At 33.6% G+C, this 24474-nt stretch carries 19 protein-coding genes; 1 reads left to right on the top strand and 18 read right to left on the bottom strand.

Annotation, left to right across the window (positions count from 1 at the left end):
* Positions 1-100 precede the first annotated feature (100 nt).
* The 7 genes from ERL59_RS11920 to nagA all read right to left on the bottom strand — a co-directional run bounded on the left by ERL59_RS11920 (position 101) and on the right by nagA (position 9953).
* Positions 101-1450, bottom strand: a complete 1350-nt coding sequence (locus ERL59_RS11920; protein ID WP_160646452.1) for an MATE family efflux transporter — start codon at positions 1448-1450, stop codon at positions 101-103.
* 17 nt (positions 1451-1467) lie between these two features.
* Positions 1468-1737, bottom strand: coding sequence for a metal-sensing transcriptional repressor (locus ERL59_RS11925; RefSeq protein ID WP_160646453.1), 270 nt, complete (start codon positions 1735-1737; stop codon positions 1468-1470).
* Between the two features lie 241 nt (positions 1738-1978).
* Complete coding sequence (locus ERL59_RS11930) at positions 1979-3763, bottom strand: peptidoglycan D,D-transpeptidase FtsI family protein (protein ID WP_160646454.1); 1785 nt, start codon at positions 3761-3763, stop codon at positions 1979-1981.
* Positions 3764-3976: 213 nt separating this feature from the next.
* On the bottom strand, positions 3977-6931 hold the full coding sequence (locus tag ERL59_RS11935; protein WP_160646455.1) for a fibronectin type III domain-containing protein: 2955 nt from the start codon (positions 6929-6931) through the stop codon (positions 3977-3979).
* 902 nt (positions 6932-7833) lie between these two features.
* Positions 7834-8160 (bottom strand): MGMT family protein, encoded by a 327-nt coding sequence (locus ERL59_RS11940; protein ID WP_160646592.1) that lies wholly within the window; start codon positions 8158-8160, stop codon positions 7834-7836.
* A gap of 369 nt (positions 8161-8529) precedes the next feature.
* On the bottom strand, positions 8530-8706 hold the full coding sequence (locus ERL59_RS11945; protein WP_160646456.1) for a hypothetical protein: 177 nt from the start codon (positions 8704-8706) through the stop codon (positions 8530-8532).
* Positions 8707-8777: 71 nt separating this feature from the next.
* Positions 8778-9953: an N-acetylglucosamine-6-phosphate deacetylase gene (gene nagA / locus ERL59_RS11950; RefSeq protein ID WP_160646457.1), complete on the bottom strand. Its 1176-nt coding sequence runs from the start codon at positions 9951-9953 to the stop codon at positions 8778-8780.
* Positions 9954-10145: 192 nt separating this feature from the next.
* Between nagA and deoD the strand changes: the two genes are divergently transcribed.
* A complete protein-coding gene (gene deoD, locus ERL59_RS11955) occupies positions 10146-10853 on the top strand; it encodes a purine-nucleoside phosphorylase (protein ID WP_160646458.1) in 708 nt (235 codons plus the stop codon).
* Positions 10854-10948: 95 nt separating this feature from the next.
* Here deoD and ERL59_RS11960 read toward each other — a convergent pair whose 3' ends face one another.
* The 11 genes from ERL59_RS11960 to ERL59_RS12010 form a co-directional block, all read right to left on the bottom strand.
* A complete protein-coding gene (locus tag ERL59_RS11960) occupies positions 10949-11488 on the bottom strand; it encodes a GNAT family N-acetyltransferase (RefSeq protein WP_160646459.1) in 540 nt (179 codons plus the stop codon).
* A gap of 66 nt (positions 11489-11554) precedes the next feature.
* Complete coding sequence (locus ERL59_RS11965; RefSeq protein ID WP_160646460.1) at positions 11555-12052, bottom strand: GNAT family N-acetyltransferase; 498 nt, start codon at positions 12050-12052, stop codon at positions 11555-11557.
* A gap of 160 nt (positions 12053-12212) precedes the next feature.
* The gene (locus ERL59_RS11970; RefSeq protein WP_160646461.1) at positions 12213-12518 is read right to left on the bottom strand and encodes a hypothetical protein; all 306 of its coding nucleotides are present in this window, start codon (positions 12516-12518) and stop codon (positions 12213-12215) included.
* A 482-nt stretch (positions 12519-13000) separates the two neighbouring features.
* Positions 13001-13726 carry an MBL fold metallo-hydrolase gene (locus ERL59_RS11975; protein WP_235929872.1) on the bottom strand — a complete coding sequence of 242 codons (726 nt, stop codon included), beginning with the start codon at positions 13724-13726 and terminating at the stop codon, positions 13001-13003.
* A 42-nt stretch (positions 13727-13768) separates the two neighbouring features.
* Positions 13769-14632, bottom strand: a complete 864-nt coding sequence (locus ERL59_RS11980; RefSeq protein ID WP_160646462.1) for a helix-turn-helix domain-containing protein — start codon at positions 14630-14632, stop codon at positions 13769-13771.
* 164 nt (positions 14633-14796) lie between these two features.
* Positions 14797-16851, bottom strand: a complete 2055-nt coding sequence (locus ERL59_RS11985) for a (Fe-S)-binding protein (RefSeq protein WP_160646463.1) — start codon at positions 16849-16851, stop codon at positions 14797-14799.
* A gap of 14 nt (positions 16852-16865) precedes the next feature.
* A complete protein-coding gene (locus tag ERL59_RS11990) occupies positions 16866-17249 on the bottom strand; it encodes a PaaI family thioesterase (RefSeq protein ID WP_160646464.1) in 384 nt (127 codons plus the stop codon).
* A gap of 41 nt (positions 17250-17290) precedes the next feature.
* The gene (locus ERL59_RS11995; RefSeq protein WP_160646465.1) at positions 17291-19069 is read right to left on the bottom strand and encodes an acyl-CoA dehydrogenase family protein; all 1779 of its coding nucleotides are present in this window, start codon (positions 19067-19069) and stop codon (positions 17291-17293) included.
* A 133-nt stretch (positions 19070-19202) separates the two neighbouring features.
* The gene (locus ERL59_RS12000; RefSeq protein ID WP_160646466.1) at positions 19203-20381 is read right to left on the bottom strand and encodes an acetyl-CoA C-acyltransferase; all 1179 of its coding nucleotides are present in this window, start codon (positions 20379-20381) and stop codon (positions 19203-19205) included.
* 39 nt (positions 20382-20420) lie between these two features.
* On the bottom strand, positions 20421-22781 hold the full coding sequence (locus ERL59_RS12005) for a 3-hydroxyacyl-CoA dehydrogenase/enoyl-CoA hydratase family protein (RefSeq protein ID WP_160646467.1): 2361 nt from the start codon (positions 22779-22781) through the stop codon (positions 20421-20423).
* Positions 22782-22797: 16 nt separating this feature from the next.
* Positions 22798-24465, bottom strand: a complete 1668-nt coding sequence (locus ERL59_RS12010; RefSeq protein WP_160646468.1) for a long-chain-fatty-acid--CoA ligase — start codon at positions 24463-24465, stop codon at positions 22798-22800.
* Positions 24466-24474 lie beyond the last annotated feature (9 nt).

The raw sequence follows: 24474 nt of genomic DNA on the forward strand, positions 1-24474 counted from the left end.
ATTTTTAATATTGGGATGTTCACAATAATATCCATTTTTTCAGGGATTGTTATAAACCTTAAATTAAATGATTTTTTGTTTTTTTAAGTGTAGTTTAAATTTATGTATTCACGATCCATCTATTATTTTTATAACGAATCCATAAACAGATAGCTCTAAATAAGTTATCAAGACCTATTGCTATCCAGATTCCAGCAATCCCCCACCCAAGGTATATCCCTAAAAAATAAACCCCAATTGTTCTTATTAACCAGATTCCAATTGCCGTAATATACATAGGAAATTTTGTATTTTCTCCTCCTTGATAGATTCCCGTTAAAATAAGAACGATTGCAAGAACGGGTTGAATGAAAGCATCTATCTTTAATGCAAGTGCAATTTGCTTCATTACAACAAGATCACTTGTAAAGAAAGACGCAACCCAGTTTCCTAAAAAGAATAACAAGATACCAAAAATACTCATAAAAATTATACCTAGGATCATAGACATATTTGCGTACTTTTTTGCTCCTTCATAATCATTTTCACCTAGTTTTTGTCCTACTAGAGTAGTAGCAGCTGTTGCAAATCCGTACCCAATCATATAAGAGAAAATCTCAATATTTCCTGCAATTTGATGAGCTGCAAATGTATTGGTTCCAATTGCTACAATCATTCCAAAATAGAGTACCTGCCCTACTCTCATCACAAGTCTTTCCCCTGCAGCAGGAGTACCTAATCTCATTAAATTTAGTTGTGATTGCTTATCAATCTTCCAATTTTCCTTTAAAATTTGTATGGATTTTGATTTAAACATGTACATAGATAGTCCAATCACTCCAATTAATCTAGATAGAACCGTAGCCCATGCTGCTCCTGCTAAACCAAATGAAGGGATGAAGAAAAAACCAAAGATGAGTATATAATCTAATAAAATATTTAATAGGTTTGCCATAATACTAACTTTCATCGGCGTTTTTGTATCTCCTGTCCCTCTTAAAATACTACTAAGAACAAACATTAATGAAATCAAAATAGAGGGGATAGCTACAATACGAAAATAAGTCGTGGCATGAGCAAGAACATCTTTATCTACACCCATAAGTTTCAAAAGTGGTTCAGCAAAAAATAAAGATATAAGTCCAAACAATACTCCTGCAAAAATAGATAAAATAATAGCTTGTTGTCCGATTTGGCTCGCTTTGTCTTTCTTCCCTGCCCCAATATTTTTAGCTACAAAAACATTTGTTGCAACTCCAAGTGCCATGAAAACTGCAAAATATATAGCTAATATGGCATTAGTTACACCAACAGCTGAAACTTCTATTAGTCCTAATTTAGAAACAAATAGAGTATCTACAAAACCAAGAATAGTTTGAAAAAAATTTTCTATCACTGCTGGCAAGGCTAGAACCAGTATGAATTTTATTATTTGACTATTGGATTGGGGTGAACCTAAAGGATGTTCCATAGTAGGCTTTTTCCTCTCTAACGTATAAATTTATCAATCGCATCGTTTAATTTTTCAATCACTTTTTCATCACCTTCTTTAATTGCTTCTACGACACATCCTTCTAAATGATCTTTTAAAATTAATTTTCCACAACTATCTAAAGCTGATCTTATAGCTGCCAGCTGAATGAGCAAATCTCCACAATCCCTTCCTGTACCTGCCATTTCTTTAACAGAACGAACATGTCCTTCAATCCTAGCTAAGCGGTTTACCACACTTTTTCGATGTTTATGATGATCTGACATTTTTATCACCTCTTATATTCACTATATCCCCCCTGGGGGGTTATTGGCAAGACAAAAAAAAGAATAAATCTATTTCATCTAAACTAGCCTCTGTCATCAATTCACATGTTTGCAGTTCTTCCTCATTGAAATCCATTTTCTATGGTAAACAAAAAAATCCATTTTGAAAAAAATTGTCAAAATAGATTCTATATTTGAAGTTGGTTATTTATTTTAAAAGAACTAGATAAGCCAAACATGACTAATAACCATTCTCGGCTAACCACTTCATAATCTCTCCAAAAATTTTCGTAGCTATATGTTGTGCTCCTTCGTAAGGATTTTGAACAAATACAGCGATCGAATATCTAGGATCTTTATGAGGACCGTAGCCAATAAACCATTGATTTTCTCCATTTTTCCCATCAACAATCACTTCTGCAGTCCCAGATTTTCCTGCTAGTTTCCAGGGATTGCTTTTTAAACTTTTTCCAGTACCGTCTTGTACAACCTCCTCCATCCAATGCAATAATAAATTTGAAGTTTGCAATGAAATATTATGTTCTCCCGTACTTAGAAACTGATCATCAAAAGCTTGTTTAAAAGAGTCATTTTGGTAACGAACTTCCTTTACTACCTTTGGTTGCTTTACTTCACCTTGATTAAGCAAGGTGACAACAAGGTTTGCGGCTTGCAGTGGTGTCATCAATACATCCCTTTGACCAATTGAGGTTTGAGCTTTCACACCTTCATCATATCTATCAGTATCGGCTGAAAAAATTTGCCCTACCTCCTCATGATCAAATTGATAAAATACAGATTTTCCTTGAATCTGAAACCATCCATTTTTTTGTAAACCACCTAATTTCCTAAATGTTTTTGTTAACATGTCAGAGCTCATTCGTTCCATTACTTTTGCAAAGGTAATATTGCAAGATTGTGCAAAAGCTTCCTCGAATGAAATTGTACCATGACCTTCCTTTCTCCAGCATGTAAATCTATATTTTCCAAGATGACCGTTACATTCAAATTTTTCTTTTGGATCTACTAAATCGTTTTCTATTGCTGCCGCTGCAACAATGATTTTAAAAATGGAACCAGGGATTTGCGCTTTTAAAGCTTGATTGCCCCAATGATTTACAGTCATGGTTACCCGATTAGGATCATAACCAGGAAGACTGGACATTGCTAGAACATCAGCGTTATGAGTATCTAAAACAACCACAGCACTATTTTGATTTGTATATGAGGCTTGTATCCTTTCCACGTTCTGTTGAATATTTTTATCAATCGTAGTCTGAATTTTTAAAGGATAAAATGGATTAGTAGACTGAATGAGCCTTAAATCTAATCCAGGAATCACTCGATGTTTCCCATCTGTGAAAAATGAAAGTGATATATCTTCTACACTTTGAATTAGTGAGTCAAATGTTTTTTCTAATCCGCTAGCACCAATTAATGTATTTATGGACATTTCTCCACGATCAATTTTATTTGGGTATAAATTTTTTATTCTACTCGGGTTTTCACCTACAAAACCAATTAAATGGCTTGCAATATAAGGATCAGGGTATCTTAGTTCATATTGGATAGCTTGAATACCTGGTAAATGGAGTTCATTGATGTGTGCTACCTCATCGGCTGTTAATAAATAAGGAATTATTGCAGTTGGATCCTCCTTCCAAATGACAGGTTCATTTATACTATTAAAGAATTCAGTCCACTCTTCTAATGTAATGTCTAATATACTTACTAATTTATTTATTTTTTGTTCATTTCCCTGGAAATGACTTTGATTTGGAAAGACGGCTACAACATGTACCAACCTTCCTGTTAATGAATCTCCATTACGATCATAAAAGTGACCTCTTCCAGAGGATAGTATAACTCCAGATTCTCTTTGATTAACGGAACGCTCAACAAGATTAATGTCCATAGTTGAATAACTTCTGGTCTCAACCACTTGAATCCAGAACAATCTTGAGACTAATATTCCAATTATAAATGTAAAACATAATAATATGAGTAAGATCCTTCTTTTATCCAATTTGCCTGCTCCTAATTTCTGACTTTTACTTGTTTTTATTTCAGAAACATAAAAATTAAGTCGTTTTTATTATTTACAAATTTAAATTAGAACAAACAAAAGTGTTAAATATACTATATTTTTTCAACAAAAAAACTCCTATGCTACAGAATTTTATCTGCTTGCACAGGAGTTCTTTAACTATTTTAATTTAATGATATGAGTTGTTTACATTTAATGTGTGTATTCATAATGCTCAGAGTCATATTGAGGTCCATTCTTTTCATATGTGAAATAATAATCCACTACATCCCCTGTTGATAAATTAGAAATCGTATATTCCCAACGATCTCCACCGCCAACATCATTTAGAAAATAGTTTTGTTCATCTCCGTTGTTCACCCTGTAGTGCACTACTACAAAATTTGGAGTATAACCGTTTGGTTCAAATGAAATGAGAGCTTGTGAATCAGTAATAGCTTCTACATTAGAAGTGAAATCAATATTCGGTGTTCCGTCACCCTCATGTTCAAATATATAGGTCTGAGATTCATATTGAGGCCCATTCATTTCATAAGTGAAATAATAACTAATTGAAGAACCTACTGGAACATTGTTAATCGTATACTCCCATCGATCACTTGTTCCATTATATTGTAGGAAATAATTCTGTTGTGTACCATTATCTATTCTGTAGTGTAATGTCACAAAATTTGGTGTGTAGCCGTTTGGAACAAACCATATCTGTACTTGTGAGTTACTTAATGTGTCTACGCCTTTTGAGAAATCTCCCGCTGGTGCTTCATCTGTAGTTACATTAAGTGCAATGCTCTCTGTAGAGCTATTACCTGCCGCATCTTTAGCGATGATTGTAAATGAATAAGTTGTACTAGCATTTAGACCAGTTATTTCAAATGTCAAATTACTTGTAGAACCTACAAGACTTGAATCCATATATACATCATATTCAGCAACACCTACATTGTCAGTTGATGATGTCCAATTAATATTGACACTTGACTGAGTAACGTTACTAGCATTCAAATTGGTTGGTGCAGTTGGTGGTTCTGTATCTGGTGATTCTGTAGTAACACTTAATGGCTCACTTTCCCCAGATTTATTTCCAGCTGCATCTTTTGCAGAAACTGTAAATACATAATTTGTTTCTGCATTAAGTCCATTCACCACATAAAAGGTATCAGTTGTTGATCCAATGAAATTTGAGTCCATATATACATCATATTCTAAAACTCCAAGGTTATCTGACGATGCATTCCATGAAATATTAACAGTGGATTGTGTTATGACAGTTGCAGCTAAATTAGTTGGTATTGTTGGTGGTTCTATGTCTGGCCCAGCTGTAGTCACTAATAATGGGATGCTTTCATTTGATACATTTCCTGATACATCCTTCGCTGTGATAGTAAAGGTATAAGTTGTATCTGGAGATAAACCAGTTACAGTAAAATGAGTGCTGTTAGATGACCCTACTAAATTTCCATCTCTATAAATATCATATCCTGACACCCCGTAATTATCTGTGGAAGGGGACCAAGATAGATTTACAGAAGTATCTGTTACTAAATCAGCAAACAAATTAGCAGGGACAGTAGGAGCTTCAGTATCATCTACAGGTACACCTGTCTCTAATATTTCAAACAGATCTGGTGACGCATTCATCCACATTCCATTATTTATTTCTTCTAACCATTTCGTTTTAATGTAATCATTCGTTTCAATTCTTGTATCTCCCCATAAATCTCCCCACATCTCCTGATTTGCCCAATCATTATTAATGTAGGACAAAGCTCTAACTACATCTCTATTTTCTTCTATCCACGAGAAAAGCAACTGATACCAGCTCCAAATCTGTTCATCCGTTACATCACCATTCCAAAAATTCCAATTTGTATCCAAATGATACCCTTGTGGTGTTGATTCTGCAATCATAATTGGTTTATCATGCTCTCTAGCAAAATCAAGCATCTGGTCATATGGAGCAGGAACGTATTGGAAAAACGAAACCCCCATCCAATCTACATACTCATCACCAGGATACCAACTCTCAATTGGTGTTGTAACTTGCCAAGTGGAAGCTTGCCATACATAAGCTACGTTGTCTACACCTAGAAATTCAAAACGATCTACAATATATCTCCATGCATCTACAAATTGTTCTGCATTGTAATGATTCCATGGACCATCAAATTCATAACCAATTCTTAGAAAAACTGGACGACCATCCTCCTTAAAAGAATTCCCTAATTGATCAATATATTGATCATGAGTACCATCAACAATATGTGTTAAGTTAGTTCCTGTATTGTCTACAATATACAAGCCCATTTGCAACACAGAATTTGGATAATCTCTTAAGTTTTCAAACATATTTATAGGGCCAGATCCATAATCAATTCTTTCATCCAAACTACAACCATATAAAATATATTCTTGATTTCCTTCAGAAATATCACAATACGTCGTAGTTCCTGCTGGAACAGGTAAATCAGGATCTGCCACATAACCTTCCACAGCTGCTAAATCTTGACCAATAATTAAAAGTGCTTTACCATCAGGAGGCGAATATTTTCCGGTATAATAGTAATCCGGTTCAGGAAATGGCGGTGGGTCTCTAGTGGGTGGAACTGGTGAACCGTCTCCTTCAGAATATAGTAATTCTTGTGGAATAACTTCTTTTGCCTGACTATCACTTGACCAAGCTAATTGAGCTGAAGCTTCTCCATCATTTTCAAAATATTCAACCGTAATATACGCTTTTTGCCCTCCAACCAACTCTACTCTACCTTTTATTTCAGTAGCAGGTTGAATAGCCCATCGATCAATTACTAACTGACCATCTACCCATACACGAACCCCATCATCTGTTGTACCATAAATTGTATAAATTTCAGAGTATCTAGGTTCTACCATTCCAGACCAACGTATGGAAAAGTTCTCGCTCCCTACACTACCTGGACCACTTTGCCCCCAATTGAAATTAATACTTGGATCTATCTGAGTAAAACTCGGTGTTCCAGACAAATTTTGATTTGAAAAATACTCTGCAAATAAACCATCACCATTGGCATCTACCGGCGCTGATAGAACAACACTATATAGAGATAAAATTGAAAAAAGCAAGCTAAGAATAGTTATGATACTAATTCGTTTTCCAGACTTTTTTAACATAGATTATCTTCTCCCTTACTTTCATATTATTTTCCACTATATGAAAAGCAAAAGTTAGCTTTATTAGAGGATCATAAAGATGAACCAATTGACGAAATTGAGAAAGAGGGAAAATTTTGATTGATTGGTTGCTTTATGTCCCCAATTGAGACAATAGGTATGTAAGAATGATCATTGGAAATTTAAGTGATAAGTACTTAGATGGTGATTACCAAATGTAGAAGAATGTTTGAAGTGAAGATTAGTACAACGATTTTAATAATATATGATTTGACGATTAGAAATTAACAAAACTAATAAACTCAATTAATTTATACTATAATGCAATCTACCTAATCTCATATACATATAGTGGTACAAAAAAAACTGTCTCTCACCTCCAATAACAAATTTATCGAAAATTTTTTAAATACTCATCTATAAGTATTTAAAATTTTCCTATGATATAATAATAAAAGTGTATATATATGTAAAATATCATAATAATTAAATGCTAACAATGACTTATATCACTTGAAATTGTCCATTTTATTAAATTAATACTAGGAATACTATGATATACTTTAAAATCCTATTCTTTACTTTTATTTATATAAAACCAAAGAATAGGATTAGTTTTTAATAAAGAAAATTTTCCGTATTTAGTTAAAATTGAAGTATTAATTTCTAGAAGATCTACCTATTCGTATGATAAGAAAGAAAATAATAATCCCAATCATACTAAAAAGTAGGATATAACTAATATCTAATCCTGTACTTTTATTTTGATTTGATAAATCAATTATTTCATACACAAAGAAACTTCTTTTATAAAAGAAGCTTCTCTTACTTTGTCGCTACTTAAATATTTATCTTTCTTCAAGATTTGATATTCAATATATCTAGATTTTATAAAAAGTATCTCAATGATTCTCTTCAGGATGAAATTGATATACAGAAAGATTTAAAGCTCGATAAGTATTGAATTTAATACCTTCACTTTCAAGTGACATTTTTTGAATAAAAAATAATTCTTCATCAGCAATACCTATTTCACCTTTGGAATTGATCACTCGATGCCAAGGGAGTTTATGATTTCGGCTCATGGAATGTAAGATTCTTACAACTTGTCTTGCTCCCTTTGGACTTCCAGCTAACCTAGCTATTTGTCCATAAGTCATCACTTTTCCCGATGGGATTTTCTTGATGATTTTAAGTACCTGCTCTGTAAAACTGTGCAAAATGTACATCTCCTTAAATACATAATCCATTATAATTATAAATCTTAATAACATTTTAACGCATTTTTCCATCTCTTTGATATCAGAATACTTAAACTAAAAATATTAAAAATGTGTGCTTGTCATAGGATACTTGTCTATACAAAATAATGTCTTTGAACATAGTATATAATACCTCTTAGTAATAGGAGGCAATTATCACACGCTATGACTTATTTATCTATCTATAGTAAAAAACCTCACTATTAATTTATGTAGTGAGGTTTTCTAGTGTATATAAAATTTACTTTAATAATTCTCCTTTTGTAATTGTAAAATTCTAAAAAAACGTCGAATTCCGTTTACAATGAAATTGACGATTTCTGATTTTTTTAACTATTAAACATTCTTAACTGCAACGTAATAAGCAACTACGCCGAAAGGTCCAAACAAAGACACAATGATCTTCCATAACATATGTATATTCGTTTCTTTTCGTTTGGAAATTTTAGTAATCATAAAAATAGAAATAATCCATATAATGAACGCCATAGCAAATCCTATTGGTCCACCCATAATCATAACCCACCTTCTTTGTTTAATGCTAATCTAAATATTATAACTTATATATTCAGATTTTTCATTTATTAAACAAAAAACTTCAATAATTCTCCATCTTTCCATACCTTCTCAATATGCAGATCTTTTGAAACCAATAACAAATCTGCTTGCAAACCTTCATCTACACTTCCAATTTGCTCTTCCATTCCTAGACGTTTTGCAGGATTATAACTAGCAAGTTTACTAACCTCTGGAACAGATAGACCCACTTTATTGACCATATATTTAAAGCCTTCTATCATCGTTAAACTACTACCTGCAAGATTGTCTCCTTCTTTTAATCTTGCTACGTTATCTTTCACTACTACATTTAACCCTCCCAAATTATATATCCCATCACCCAACCCTGCTGCAGACATCGCATCCGTAATGAGCAATAGGTTATCTTTATTTTTCAATTTCGTTAATAAGTCAATACAAACAGGGTGAACATGTTCTCCATCTGCTATAATTTCCGTACTTATTCCTTCATTCACTAAAATACTTCCAACTACCCCAGGTTCTCTATGATGCATTCCACTCATTGCGTTAAACATATGTACAGAATGAGTTAATCCAGCTTCGTATGCAGTTTCCATCTCCTCATGAACTGCATCAGTGTGTCCACACGCTATCACTATACCCTGTTCAACTCCATATCGAATCATCTCAACAGCTTTTTCCTTCTCAGGAGCAAGGGTTAAAATTTTAATCACCTCTGGAAATTTATCAATCCACTCTTTTAACCAATCTAACCGAGGCGGAATAACGTAATTTGGATTTTGAGCTCCTAGTTTATTGCGACTAATAAAAGGACCTTCCAAATGTACTCCAATGATTTGTGCAAATAGTTGGTCTTTTTTCTGTAAGCTCACAACAGATTGCAGAACTTTCTCAATGTTTTCTTTTGAGGAAGTAACGGTTGTGGCAAGCATTGTTGTTGTCCCATGTTGAGCATGAAATTCGCTTATTCCTTGAAGAGATTTCTGACTGGCATCCATAAAATCAAAACCATTACCACCATGTACATGAACATCTATAAAACCTGGAAGTAACCAAGCACCTTCAGCGTTCACGATTTCCACATCTGGCTTCTCCACTAAAAAATAATCCACATCATGATTTTCAACAATATGCTTTATTTTTCCTTCATAAATGAAAACTGCCCCTCTTTCAATTACTCCCTTTAAGCTAACAATATTTGCGTTATATATAAACAACATATCACCTCAAATACTAATCAAAAATCAAACTTATATATTCTTCTAATATAAACTATAAAACAGATCTACAATTAAAAACAGGGGGAAATTTTGTTCATTTTATGTCTTATTTGAATCAATATAACGATTATGATACATTGATTAAGCAAGGTTATGATAATTATCTACTGAAAATGAGAAAGGATTGTTAAAATGAGCATACATATTGAAGCAAAAGAAAATGAAATCGCGGAAACGATTCTGTTACCAGGTGATCCATTACGCGCAAAATATATCGCAGAAACCTTCTTAGAAGATATTTCTTGTTATAACAATGTTCGAGGCATGTTAGGGTTTACAGGTACATACAAAAATGAACGTATTTCTGTTCAGGGAACTGGAATGGGTGTCCCTTCAATTTCTATTTATGTAAATGAATTAATTAAAAGTTATGGTGTTAAAAATTTAATCAGAGTAGGAACATGTGGAGCAATTCAGAAAGATGTAAAAGTGCGTGATGTCATTCTTGCCATGACCTCCACCACAGATTCTCAAATGAATCGCATTGAATTTGGACCTATTGATTATGCGCCAACAGCAAATTTCGACCTATTAAAAAGAGCTTATGACACTGGTGTTGAAAAAGGATTAAATTTAAAAGTGGGTAATGTATTTACTGCGGATCAATTTTACAATGATAATGCACAATTTGAAAAGTTAGCTCGTTACGGAGTTCTTGCAGTTGAGATGGAAACGACAGCTTTATATACACTAGCAGCTAAATTTGATGTCAATGCACTATCTGTTTTAACTGTAAGTGATCACATCTTAACCGGTGAAGAAACAACTGCTGAAGAAAGACAAACAACCTTTAATGATATGATTGAAGTTGCATTAGATGCTGCAATAAAAAATAAATAATCAACATTAAAAATAAAGAAAAGATTCGAAAATATTTAAATAACCATTGACCCTGTACCTAAGTACAGGGTTTAACTATGAATTACATCGTATATTTACTGATTGTATTCATCTTTTAATAATCCATATAAAAACATATCATAACGCTTACCATCACGTTCAAGAAACTCACGGTAAACTCCCTCTTTTTTAAATCTAAGTTTTTCATATAAAGTTATCGCTCGTTCGTTATAACTAAACACGGTTAATTGTAAACGATATAAATTAAGTTCTCTAAATGAATAACGAAGAGCAAGTGTTAACATTTCTGTTCCAAAACCTTTTGACCAATATTCTTTATCTCCAATGGCCATGGTTATCCATGCCGTACGGTGGTTCCAAAGTATTCCATCTAATTCTATTATCCCTATAATTTGTTCTACATCTATTAACCTTACAGCAAATCGATATTCATTGGAATTTGAGGAATCAATCCACTTTTTTATTTCTGAAGCTTGCTTTGGGAATGCCGCTTCCGCAGTAAAAAAATTCAAAAAATCAGCATCCTCATACCATTTCAACAAATCAGAAATATCTGATTCTCTGATAGCTGTTAATTTTAACTTGTCCCCTACAAACAATTGACTTGACTTCATATATATCCTCTTTTCTAGTATGTAATCTATACTTATCAATAACATTAGTGAAAACAAAATGATTTATCATACAAACAACACCATATGTTCTTCATCATAATACGTATCTTCTATTTTTAAAGCTCTTTTGTCTATTCCAAAAGTTTCAAATCCTAAAGAAATATACAGTTTTTTTGCAGCTTCATTATCTTTGTTAACACTCAAATAAATTTGTTCGACTTCATCTAATTCTTTTGCTCTTTTTATTACTTCAATCATTAAACTTTTACCAGTCCCCATACCATGATATTCAGAATCAACATACATAGCATAGACATTTGCTCTATGTTTTAATTTATTTTTCTTTTCTTTCACCAAAGTAACTATTCCAATAAGCTTCTCATCACTTTTAAAAGCACCTAAAGTCATAGACTCCGATTGTAATCTACTTTTATATACTTCAATAGTAAATTCTTTTTCCTCTTCATAACTTGAACCAAATGCAGAAGGGTGGCTTTGTAAACCTTTTAATCTAAGTTTTTTATATAATTCAGCATGTACAGATTCTAATCGTTTGATATGCATATGCTCCTCCTAATATTAGAAATGATGGACTGTTCTTCCTCAAATTCTGTATCATTTTTAACTCTGTTTCAGGTTCTAATTAACCAAGTGTTATTTATTCCAAAATCAATATATTTAAGTTTCACGCTCCCAATTATAGTAATTTTTATTTGATTCTATTTCAGTTAAATGGTTCTAACCACCATGGATAATCAAATTGTCCATCAGACACTTTATAGAATTTACCCATTATTCCTAGATGAGTTACTCCATTTTCATCAATTACTTCAACAAAAGGGGTATAGGTAGAAAATATATAGAAATTTATATGTTCAATAATAATTTTAGGTGTTTCAGGAGGGGTTATTCCCAACCTTTCTTCTTCCTCAGCTCTGTATTCATTAAAATCTTCTAAATTTGGATTAGTTAAAATTAATAATGCAATCATTATTACAACAACTATGATAATTATATATACCTTCTTCATGTTAATCACCCACTTTTTAATCCATTAAATTGAATCATAATTTGCACTTCTCTTAAATGAAAGTTTCAATCTATGATAAACTCTTTACTCTTATATTAACTATCAATGTTTAACTCATATTATATAATCCATTTGAGAATTTTAATAGAATTTTTTTATTAGATTATTACATGGTATTTTATTGAGATAAATATAGACTCAGATCGAATTAAATCATTAGGGGGGACGCTGATTACCAGACTGATATTAACAGTATTCATAATTTGTTATTTTGGAACAAAGCTATAAGAAGCGGAGATTTCGCATTTGATGAAGATGGTGAGAACATTTTTATTTTGAGGTAATATTAGTACCTAGCACCTATGGATGTATATCTCATTATTCAATAAACAAAAAAACTTCATATCTATTACAAGAACAGATAATAAAAGAAAGAATTAAAAAGGTGGTGTAAGAATTACAGAGAAAATTAAGTTAGGTTATTATGAGAGGACCAATTTAGCTATACATTCATTTACATTTTCATTAAATAAACCACCGTGATAACAAATAACAGTTTCAATATCATATTGTGTGAACTTGTTTAATGATTTTTGAGATAATTCAATATCCATAGATTGTTGATTTAGTTCTAACATACCGTCTTGGACAACCATTGCATCTGCAGCAATAAGAGTCTTACTTTGTTTATGATACAAACTAATATGTCCTATGCTATGACCTGGTGTATTAATAACAACGATTCCTCCACAATAAGGTAACTCTTCACCATCAGTCACTATTTTGTGAACAATAGTTTTTGGTGGATTTGATAACTCTGATTGAAAGTCAATACGCCATTGTTCTGGCCAAGATTCCATCTGAGCCAATAATTCTTTTGTTATTAGATCTTTTTCTCCTTGAATGTATGGTTTTTCTAATTCATTTGATAAAACTTGAATTTTATGATGTGACTCCTCTAAAATACTAGGTAAACTTCCAGTATGGTCCAAGTGATGATGTGTGATGATAATTTTTTTTAGAAGCTCAAAAGGAACAGATGCTTTTTCAAATTCTTCGAGGAAAATATCTTTTTGACCTGAAAAACCTGTGTCTATTAAAACTGCCATTGCATTATCACTAATCACTGTAGGATGTATGATCACGTCCTGTCCCAAAAAATTTTTTCTTTCTATTTCGAACATTTCAATTCCTGTAGTTACCTTCATCTCATTCCTCCATAATCAGATTTTTATACAATTCTTTATCCTTTATTTCTTTTTTATTGGAATCCAAATTTCACATCTATAATTAGGGTTTTTATCATCGCCTGGGGGAATTAACTCGATTTCAGGTATTCCTGAGAGTTGCTCATATCCAGTTGAAGGAAACCATTCTGTATAAATTCGATCCCATACTTTTGAAACAGCATCCGGCATCGCACCAATGGATTCAAAAACAGCCCATGAAGTAGAAGAGATTTCTCTTTGTTCATAATTTTTCAAATCCTCATGATCACTGACTATTGCACCAATAAAATAAGTAAATTCTTCTCTTTCATGATCTATGTCCATAATTAGACCTAGTAAATCCTTTTCTCCTGTAATAGAAAGAATTTGTTTATCTACACTCTCTTGTTGCAACTCCTCCCTAAATTTTAAAATATATGCTCTTGACTCCTCTTTAACCATAGGGACTTTTATACCTTTTCCTAGTACTTTAAAACTGTCTTTCTTTATAATTTTATAATTCATTTCCTTTTCTCCTTTTAAAGAAATATGAAATGTGATTCGTGGAAAAGCAACTAATGAAACATTAGAATCCCTTACTTGTGAAGGGGAAATACCATGCACTCTACGGAAGGCTTTAGAGAATGACTCTGGTGTTTCATACCCATACTTTAAAGCAACATTAATCACTTTTGTTTTCGTATTTGTCAGCTCTTGTGCAGCTAATGTCAACCTTCGTTTTCGTATATATTCAGCTATTGTATAACCTGTTAACATATGAAACATTCGTTGAAAGTGAAACTTAGAACTGAGTGACTTACGAGCTAATACTGATAGTTCTATTTTTTGATTCATGTTCTTTTCAATATATTCAATACATTCATTCATGCTTTGAAGCATATTCATAAATTTATCCCCTCAACTTTATTTTAAGTTTACCAGTGAACTTAATTTTAAACCTGTCATTTTGTGCTCTCTATTGACATAAATAGAAAAGTAAAAACCTGTGAATGCAATCTGCCATTCACAGGTTTTATTACAATGACTTGTATAAATTTTAGAAACTTATATTAACGCTCTAAGCTCTCGGCGATAATCTCTGCTATATCCCTAGCTTGAACTTTCTCTTCGTCTTTTGCTTTTAATCCATCGTCAACCATGGTGAGACAATACGGACAGCCAGTAGCAATCAGATCAGGTTTTGTTTTTAAAGCTTGCTCTGTTCTTTCTGTATTTACTCTTGTTCCTTCTGTCTCTTCCATCCACATCATTCCCCCGCCAGCACCACAACACATACTATTACTACCAGAACGCTCCATTTCTACAAGTTCTACACCTGGAATGGCAGATAAGGCTTGACGTGGAGCTTCATATTCATTATTGTGACGGCCTAAATAGCAAGGATCATGATATGTTATCTTATCCATCATGGATTTATTAGGTTGAATTCTACCTTCTTCAATCCATTTTGAAATGAGCTGTGAATGATGATAGACTTCTACATCCTCAGGCAATCCAAAATCCTGATATTCATTTTTAAACGTATGGAATGCATGAGGGTCAATGGTAACAATCTTTTTCACATTATAATTTTTAAATAGCTCAACATTTTCTTCCGCAAGCATTTGATACAAATATTCATTACCTAAACGTCTTGCTGTATCACCGGAATTTTTTTCTTCATTTCCTAATACTGCAAAAGAAATACCCGCTTTGTTCATAATTTCTACAAACGCTTCGGAGATTTTTTGACAACGTTTATCGTATGAACCCATAGAACCTACATAAAATAAATATTCGAAGGATTCTGTATTTTGCACTTCAACTACTTTATTGTCATCGTCCATTTGATCTATCCAATTTTTACGATCTAAACGGTTCAATCCCCATGGGTTTCCTTGTCTTTCAATATTATTTAAAGCTCGAGCAGCTTCAGCCGGCAGACTTCCTTCCGTTAATACTAGATAACGACGCATATCCATAATTTTATCAACATGTTCATTAGCAACAGGACATACTTCCTCACAATTTCGGCAAGACGTACAAGCCCAAAGTTCTTGTTCTGTAACAACTTCACCTACTAAAGGAGTATCTAGTTCGGTTTCAGTAGCAACTGCTAGTTCATTGGCAGTTGTTCCTCCAAATGCAAAAGCTGGCATCCAAGGTGTACGAGAAGTAATTGCTGCACCCTTATTAGTTAGGTGATCTCTCATATTCGTTATTAAATGCATTGGGGATAACATCTTTCCAGTTGACGCAGCCGGGCAAACACTTGTACAACGACCACATTCTACACATGCATATAGGTCCACCAATTGATTTTGCGTGAAATCTTCAATTTTACCAGCCCCAAAGGACTCTGCATTCTCATCTTCTAAATCTATTTTTTTCAATTTGCCTGGTACACCTAGTTTTCTAATAAACACATTGATCGGTGCAAAAAACAAATGAGCGTGCTTAGACTGCGGTACATAAATTAAAAATGTGTACAGAATCAATAAATGAATCCACCAAAGAACATAAAACAATACCCCAGCCACATTGCTTCCCAACCAAGAAAATGCCAATACAAATAGAGAGCTGACAGGTTGAAGAGCATTTACCTCATGCCCTTTCCAAATCATTTCCAAACCACCAGCCAATATAATAGAAAGCATTAAACTTGAAAGCAATAAGATTACGATACCTGCTTTCCAGCCTCGTTTTAAACGAGCTAACTTTTCAACATATCGACGGTAAAAAGCATATCCTGTAGCTAATAACACAAGTAAAACTGTAATTTCCTGTATAAATACAAAAATTGGATAGAAGGAACCTAATGGTAAATGCCAACCAGGCACCAATCCTTTACCAACCAAATCAATTGCACCAAATTGAATGAGGATAAATCCATAAAACATAACCAAGTGCATTATACCGCTTTTTTTATCCTTTAGTAATGTTTTATGTCCAAACATGTTCACTGCAATTTGTTTAAACCTTTGTTTATATTCTGGCTTTAAAGACTCTTCTTTTCCTAATTTAATAAATGAGTAACGACTATACATGATGTGATAAAACAAATAAAAAACATATCCAGTGAGCAATAAAAATGCACAAAGCTGAATTATAGTTAATAGTTCCATAAAATCACCCACCTTTATTTATTAATCACTCGATATGAGCCTGTTGCTTTCGCAACAAGCTGCCCATCTTCACTTCTAATTTCTCCCTCAGTTGTGAGAGTATGATTTGTTTGATGTATTACCTTTGCACTAACTTGTAAAGTTCCATCTTTTAAAGCAGTTAAATAATGAATGTTTAACATAGTAGTTACTAATTTATCATCAGGGCGGGCAACAACAACTGCCAGCCCCATGATACTATCCAACACGGTAGCGTGAACGCCACCGTGTATAATTCCATTTGGATTAAGATGAATAGGTTCGACTTTAAAGGAACCAAAAATTTGATTGTCTTTTATTTCTGTGACTTCACTATTTAAGAGTTCCATAAATGTGCCTTTTACTTTTTCGGCCAACATATTCTGAAACGCTTCCCATTCTTTTTGGTTCATATTACCACCTAAACTGTATACTGATCAGATTGAATGATCTTATCAGCAATTTCTCTTTTAATGTGTAATAAATTTTTAGGTTTAAAACGAACTAATTTCTTTAAGATAGAAAGAACCATTAATGCAGAATCACCATCATCCATAGATACGATTCCATCTTTAGCCATTAACTCAATTTTTGTAAATGTTTCTTGAGCAAATGCAACTGTAAGGTTTAACTTTTGTTTGGACTTCTCTAATCCATCTCTAGCAATTGCTTTTTCTGTTCTTAAAATCGTGGATTCTAAAGCATAGATTTGAATTGCTAGATTTGAGATGATTTCTAAAATTTCTTGTTCTTCTTGTAAAGCTTGTTTATATTTCTTAACAGCTGTTCCACCAACCATTAAAAAGATCTTTTTAGCAGATGCAAGCATTGCTTTTTCTTTTTCTAATGGTGTATCTTCGTCAATCATAGGAGGCATGTAAGCTACTAATTCTTGCTCTAAATTAGCTGCTACTTCCATCATTGGCAGTTCGCCTTTCATCGCTTTACGGAATAACATATCAGGAATTAATAACCGATTAATTTCATTCGTTCCTTCAAAAATTCTATTGATTCTAGAATCTCTATAAATTCTCTCTACTTTATACTCTTGTGTAAATCCATAACCACCATGAATTTGAACTGCTTCATCTGAAACAAAATCCAAACACTCTGATGCAAATACTTTGTTAACAGAACATTCTAACGCATAATCTGCAACTTTTTTCACTACATCTTTCTGATAGTTTTCATCATTTACATTTAATGTTTTAAGAGCATCATCCATTAATCCACCAGTTCTATAGACGACACTTTCTGTTGCATAAGTGTAAATAGCCATGTCTGCTATTTTCTTTTGCATAAGTGGAAATTCTACTAAAGCTTTACCAAATTGTTTTCTTTGTTTTGCATATTCAACTGCAAGGTCAATTGCCCATTTGGATGTTCCTAAACAACCAGCTCCTAAGGAATAACGGCCTAGATTAAGAATATTAAAAGCGATTACATGCCCTTTGCCAATCTCTCCTAATAAATTTTCAACAGGTACTTTTACATCTTCTAATATAAGAGGACGTGTTGATGAACCTTTAATTCCCATTTTCTTTTCTTCAGGACCAGTAGATACACCTTCAAATGATTTTTCCACAATAAATGTTGTGAATTTGTCACCATCTACTTTGGCATATACAACAAATACATCAGCAAACGCTGCGTTAGTAATAAATTGTTTAGTACCATTTAAGATATAATGTTTACCATCTTCACTTAAAACGGCAGTTGTTTTTGCTCCTAATGCATCTGAACCTGAAGATGGTTCGGTTAAACAGTATGCAGCTAATTTTTCACCAGTTACAAGTGAAGGTAAATATTTAGCTTTTTGATCCTCATTACCAAAAAGTGCAATGGGTTGAGTTCCAATTCCTACATGTGCACCCACACTTAGAGCAAATGAACTACCACGAACTAGTTTCTCACCAATTAAAGTAGAACTAATTTTATCCAAATTTGTTCCACCATAATTTTCAGGAATTGCAGCTCCTAATAAACCTAATTCTCCAGCTTTTTGTAATAAATTAACAAGTAAATCAAAGTCTTGTGTTTCAATTCTTTCATCTACTGGTGCAATATCATTTTCTACAAAGTCAGCTGTCATTCCTGCTATCATTTTATGTTCATCAGAAAAATCCTCAGGCGTAAATACCGTAGATGCATCCACATCACCTAATAAATAACTTCCACCTTTAGCAACTTCTTTGATCATCGTAAATTCCTCCTCAAAATTATAACACACATATTCGTTGTTTGTACTACACACAAAGTGGCAATTTATAACCGACCCAGCCCAAAGGCTGGATCGAAAAATATATTTCGGGACTGAAATTTAGAGTTTATTTTTAAACAAATTCAAATACTCCCGCGGCGCCCATACCACCACCAATACACATACTAACCACACCATATTTACTATTTCTACGTTTTGCTTCATGTAACAATGTTGTAGTTAATTTAGCACCTGTACATCCTAATGGATGACCTAATGCAATTGCCCCTCCATTAACATTTACCTTAGCTGAATCAATTTTTAATGTTTCCATTACAGCAAGAGCTTGAGCTGCAAATGCTTCATTGATTTCAAACAAATCAATTTGGTCTAACGTTAAACCTGCCTTTTCTAATGCTTTTGGAATGGCTACAACAGGGCCAATTCCCATAACTTCTGGAGCTACCCCTCCAACAGCAAAGCTACGGAAAATAGCCATTGGTTTTAATCCTAACTGATCTGCTTTTTCTCTAGACATAACTACAACTGCTGAAGCCCCATCATTCATTTGAGATGCGTTTCCAGCTGTTACGGAGCCTCCTTGTAAAAATGCAGGTCTTAATTTAGATAACACTTCTACACTTGTGCTCGCACGAACACCTTCATCTGTATCAAACATAAAGGATACTTCTTCTCTCTTACCTGAATCATTAATGATCGTTTGTTTAACTGGGACAGAAACAATCTCTTCTTTGAATTTCCCAGATTCAATTGCAGCTGCTGCTTTTTGATGACTGCTTACTGCAAAAGCGTCTTGTTTTTCACGAGATACTTCATAATCTCTTGCAACATTCTCCGCTGTATTCCCCATGGAGATGTATACCTCTGGACGATGATCTACCAAATAAGGATTTGGTTGTGGTTTGAATCCAGACATAGGTACATGACTCATGCTTTCTACTCCGCCTGCAACAATAACATCTGAGAATCCACTCATGATTCGTTCTGCTGCAAAAGCAATGGACTGTAAACCAGAAGAACAAAAACGATTAATGGTTAAACCGGGTACTGTATCCGGTAATCCTGCTCTTAAAGCTACAATACGTCCCATATTTAAACCTTGTTCACCTTCTGGCATGGCACAGCCAATAATGACATCTTCGATTTCTTCAGGAGATAATCCAGGGGTGCGTTTAACAACCTCCTCAATAACAAGTCCTCCTAAATCTTCTGCACGTGTATTTGCAAGAGAACCTTTATGAGCTTTACCCATTGGTGTTCTCACTGCTGAAACAATAACAGCTTCCTTCATATTATTACTCCTCTCAAAGTAAGACTTATATAAAATACTTTAATTTCTCAAAGGTCTTCTTTTTAATAACATATGCTGCATTCTAGCCTGGCTTTTCGGTTCACTTAATAGGCTCAAAAATGCTTCTTTTTCTAAATCTAAAATGTATTGCTCATCAACTAATGTATTTGCTGGGATATTTCCACCTGTTAAAATGTTAGCAAGTCTAGTTCCGATTAATTCATCATGATCACTGATATAACCTGAAGACTTCATGTGATATAAGCCCATCTTTAATGTAGCTAAGCCAGGTTCTCCAACAACTCTGATTTTTTTCGCTTGAGGTGCTTCATACCCTGAAATGGACATTCCTAATACGGCTTGTTTTGCATCATGAAGTAAATAATCTGAATTGACTGTAACTCGATCTGTTTCTCTTAAATATCCAAGATCTCTAGCTTCCGCTGCACTAGTTGATACTTTTGCCTGACCAATGTTCTCAAATACTCGGTTAACAAAAGGCTGTAAATCAATTGTTTTGTTGATATCCATTGGTACCGTATTACGATATAACATTTCCTTCGTACCGCCACCTGCTGGAATTAAACCAACACCTACTTCTACTAATCCCATATATGTTTCAGCAGATGCCTGAACATGTGGAGCTGGTATTACAAGCTCTACTCCTCCGCCTAAACACATATTAAATGGAGCAGATACAATTGGTTTTTCAAAATATTTCATATTCATAGCAACTTGATGGTAAGTAGAGATCATCTGCTCAATTTCGAACCAGTTTTCATCTTGTGCTTCCATTAACATCATCATTAAATTTGCACCAACACAAAAGTGTTTTTCTTGATGTCCAATTACAAGACCACGATAATTCTTTCTTACTTCCTCAAAAGAATGAAGGAACATTTGTAAAACATCAGGTCCTACAGTACTGTTTGGTGAATGGAATTGCAAACAAGCAATATCATCCCCAATATCAATTAAACTTGCACCTGTATTCTTTTTAATCACACCATTTTTTTCTTTTAATAACTCTAAGTTTATAAATTCTTTTGGTATCTCTTTCTCGCTTAAGCCACCATCAACTTTAACGTAAAAAGTCTTATCTTCTTCCTTCTGATAAAATGATGTTTTACCATCAGAAAGCATTTTTTCAATCCATGCTGGAATCTCTTCTCCCTCTTCTTTCATTCGAGCAACGGTAGATTCTAAACCTACAGCATCCCAAGCTTCAAAAGGTCCAAGTTCCCAATTGAATCCCCATCTCATTGCATCATCGATGGCTGAAATATCATCAGCAATTTCCGGTACTTTACTAGCTGAATACAACCAGCTTTTTTTCATAATCTCCCAAACAAATTTTCCTGCTGCATCATCTGAAGTGATCAAGGCTTTTAATTTCCCTTTTAAACCTTTTGCATTTTTTGCATTTTCAACAGAAGCAAATTTGGTTTTTGTTTTTGGAACATAACTTTTACTTTCAATGTCAAATTGTAAAATTTCTTTTCCTGCATCAGTACGCTTTTTCTGATAAAAACCTTTTTTAGTTTTTTCACCTAGTTGGCCATTTTTCACCATTTCAGTAAGCAGTTCAGGCACTTTGAAAATTTCTTTCTCAGGTCCATCCACTACATTTTCATAAACATTATTTGCAACAAATACAAAGGTGTCCAATCCAACTAAATCTAAAGTTCTAAAAGTAGCGCTTTTTGGTCTACCTGTGAGCGGACCCGTTAATTGATCTACATCAGCAACAGACAAACCAAACTTCTCCATTTCATGTAGAACAACCATTAATCCATATGTTCCAATTCTGTTAGCAATAAAGTTAGGCGTATCTTTAGCTACAACAATCCCTTTGCCTAACTTTCTTTCACAAAACTTTGCCATCAATTGTACAATGCTTGGATCTGTAGCCTCTGTTGGGATCAACTCAAGTAACTTCATATATCTTGGAGGATTGAAAAAATGAGTGCCTAAAAAGTGTTTTTTTAATGAATCTGACAAACCTTCAGATATTTGTTGAATAGAAATTCCAGATGTATTAGAACTTACAATCGTTCCTGGTTTCCAGTGTTGTTCTACTTTACTAAGCAATTGTTTTTTTATGTCTAGATTTTCTATAACAACCTCAATGACCCAATCCACCTCAGAAACACGGTGAAGATCATCTTCAAAATTTCCTACTTTAATAAGTTCTAAAGATTGTTTGGAATATATCGGACTCGGTTTTGCCTTTAAAAGATTTTTTTTCGCAGTCTGAGCTAACACATTTGGGTCTTTTTCTCCTTCTATCACTCTGTCTAAAAGGAAAGTTTCAATACCTACATTTGCTAAATGAGCAGCAATAGATGCACCCATAACGCCAGACCCTAACACAGCCGCTTTTCGAATTTGTTTTTCCATACTTTACCTCCTGGTTTTATTCTTCGAGTGTAGCAGCATGTTCCTCTGCCAATACTCTACGTAATATTTTTCCAACCATTGATTTAGGAAGCTCATCACGAAATTCATATATTCTCGGAACTTTATATGAAGCTAAATTAGAACGACAATATTGATTCAACGCTTCATCCGTTACATTTGAGCCTTTTTTTCGAACAATATATGCTTTTACGGTTTCACCACGATATTTGTCTGGGACTCCCAGAACAATGGCTTCCTTTACCGCAGGATGTTTATATAAAACCTCTTCAATCTCTCTAGGATATACATTGTAACCGCTTGCGATGATCATATCTTTTTTACGATCCACAATATAAAAGTATCCTTTGTTATCCATATAACCCATATCTCCTGTATACAACCAACCATCCTTCAGTACTGCTGCTGTTTCCTCAGGTTGATTCCAATACCCCTTCATCACTTGGGGTCCTTTTACAATGATCTCACCAATTTCATGAGGAGCGACTTGTTCACCTAATTCGTTAACAACCTTACTTTCAGTGTTTGGCCAAGGAATACCAATACTTCCTTCGATACGATGTCCCCATACTGGATTCGCAATAACAACAGGAGAAGCTTCAGATAGTCCATAACCTTCTACCAACTTTCCATTAGTCAACTCTTCAAACTTTTGTTGAGTTGAAACTGGCAATGGGGCTGAACCACTAATACAACATTCGATAGAAGAAAGATCTGTTTGATTGACTTTGGGATGGTTAATAATACCTTGATATAAAGTTGGTGCGCCTGGAAAAATGGTAGGTTTCTGAGATTCTATTAATTTTAATAATGAATCTACCTCAAACTTTGGAATTAAATTCACCACAGCCCCTGAAGCAATACTAAAGTTCATACAAGTGGTCATACCATAAACATGAAACAAAGGTACCACCGCCAACACACTTCCTTGCCCTTTTTTCACTTTGACCCATGTCTGACATTGAATCGTATTTGACACAAGGTTCATATGAGTAAGCATTACTCCCTTAGAAACACCTGTTGTACCACCTGTGTATTGCAAGACTGCTACATCATCAGGTTTACTTGGACTATTTACTGGTTTATCTGAAGATTGTTCTAATTCTTGTTTTAATGATAAAACTTGCTCTTTATCTAAACGTGTATAAGGTCCTTTTTTAATTTTTTGCACTAAAGGATATAATAACTTTTTTATAAAGGGTAAATGATCTTGTATGCTAGTAGTGAATATATTTTCCAAAGCGACCTTTTCTTTAACCGCTTTCACTCGGGAATAAACTAAATCAAGTACAACGATAGTTTTAGCTCCCGAATCTTTAAGGTGATATTCCAGTTCTCTTTCTACATATAACGGATTCGTTTGAACAACAATGCCTCCCATAAATAATACGCCATAATAACAATAAACATACTGAGGTATATTGGGAAGCATTATTGCTACTCGATCTCCTGGTTTAACACCTTTTTCTTTCAATAGGTTAGCAAATTTATAAGCTTGCTTGATCAGGTCTTTATAGGTGATTTTTTTTCCAAAATAATAAATTGCATTATGATTAGGAAATTGCTCAGTTGAATTTTTTAAAAAATCTGATATTAATTGTGAAGGATATTCAAGATGTGGTTCAATTCCTTCTGGATAATTTTTTGTCCATGGATCGTTAGACATCAAAAAAAC

Source organism: Chengkuizengella marina (assembly GCF_009910845.1).
Lineage (GTDB): Bacteria > Bacillota > Bacilli > Paenibacillales > KCTC-33759 > Chengkuizengella > Chengkuizengella marina.

Excerpts from the sequence above, each read along its gene's own strand:
- ERL59_RS11920 (WP_160646452.1), bottom strand. The coding sequence starts at position 1,450 with ATGGAACATCCTTTAGGTTCACCCCAATCCAATAGTCAAATAATAAAA.
- ERL59_RS11925 (WP_160646453.1), bottom strand. The coding sequence starts at position 1,737 with ATGTCAGATCATCATAAACATCGAAAAAGTGTGGTAAACCGCTTAGCT.
- ERL59_RS11935 (WP_160646455.1), bottom strand. The coding sequence starts at position 6,931 with ATGTTAAAAAAGTCTGGAAAACGAATTAGTATCATAACTATTCTTAGC.
- ERL59_RS11940 (WP_160646592.1), bottom strand. The coding sequence starts at position 8,160 with ATGTACATTTTGCACAGTTTTACAGAGCAGGTACTTAAAATCATCAAG.
- ERL59_RS11945 (WP_160646456.1), bottom strand. The coding sequence starts at position 8,706 with ATGGGTGGACCAATAGGATTTGCTATGGCGTTCATTATATGGATTATT.
- nagA (WP_160646457.1), bottom strand. The coding sequence starts at position 9,953 with ATGTTGTTTATATATAACGCAAATATTGTTAGCTTAAAGGGAGTAATT.
- deoD (WP_160646458.1), top strand. The coding sequence starts at position 10,146 with ATGAGCATACATATTGAAGCAAAAGAAAATGAAATCGCGGAAACGATT.
- ERL59_RS11960 (WP_160646459.1), bottom strand. The coding sequence starts at position 11,488 with ATGAAGTCAAGTCAATTGTTTGTAGGGGACAAGTTAAAATTAACAGCT.
- ERL59_RS11965 (WP_160646460.1), bottom strand. The coding sequence starts at position 12,052 with ATGCATATCAAACGATTAGAATCTGTACATGCTGAATTATATAAAAAA.
- ERL59_RS11970 (WP_160646461.1), bottom strand. The coding sequence starts at position 12,518 with ATGAAGAAGGTATATATAATTATCATAGTTGTTGTAATAATGATTGCA.
- ERL59_RS11975 (WP_235929872.1), bottom strand. The coding sequence starts at position 13,726 with ATGAAGGTAACTACAGGAATTGAAATGTTCGAAATAGAAAGAAAAAAT.
- ERL59_RS11980 (WP_160646462.1), bottom strand. The coding sequence starts at position 14,632 with ATGAATATGCTTCAAAGCATGAATGAATGTATTGAATATATTGAAAAG.
- ERL59_RS11985 (WP_160646463.1), bottom strand. The coding sequence starts at position 16,851 with ATGGAACTATTAACTATAATTCAGCTTTGTGCATTTTTATTGCTCACT.
- ERL59_RS11990 (WP_160646464.1), bottom strand. The coding sequence starts at position 17,249 with ATGTTGGCCGAAAAAGTAAAAGGCACATTTATGGAACTCTTAAATAGT.
- ERL59_RS11995 (WP_160646465.1), bottom strand. The coding sequence starts at position 19,069 with ATGATCAAAGAAGTTGCTAAAGGTGGAAGTTATTTATTAGGTGATGTG.
- ERL59_RS12000 (WP_160646466.1), bottom strand. The coding sequence starts at position 20,381 with ATGAAGGAAGCTGTTATTGTTTCAGCAGTGAGAACACCAATGGGTAAA.
- ERL59_RS12005 (WP_160646467.1), bottom strand. The coding sequence starts at position 22,781 with ATGGAAAAACAAATTCGAAAAGCGGCTGTGTTAGGGTCTGGCGTTATG.
- ERL59_RS12010 (WP_160646468.1), bottom strand. The coding sequence starts at position 24,465 with ATGTCTAACGATCCATGGACAAAAAATTATCCAGAAGGAATTGAACCA.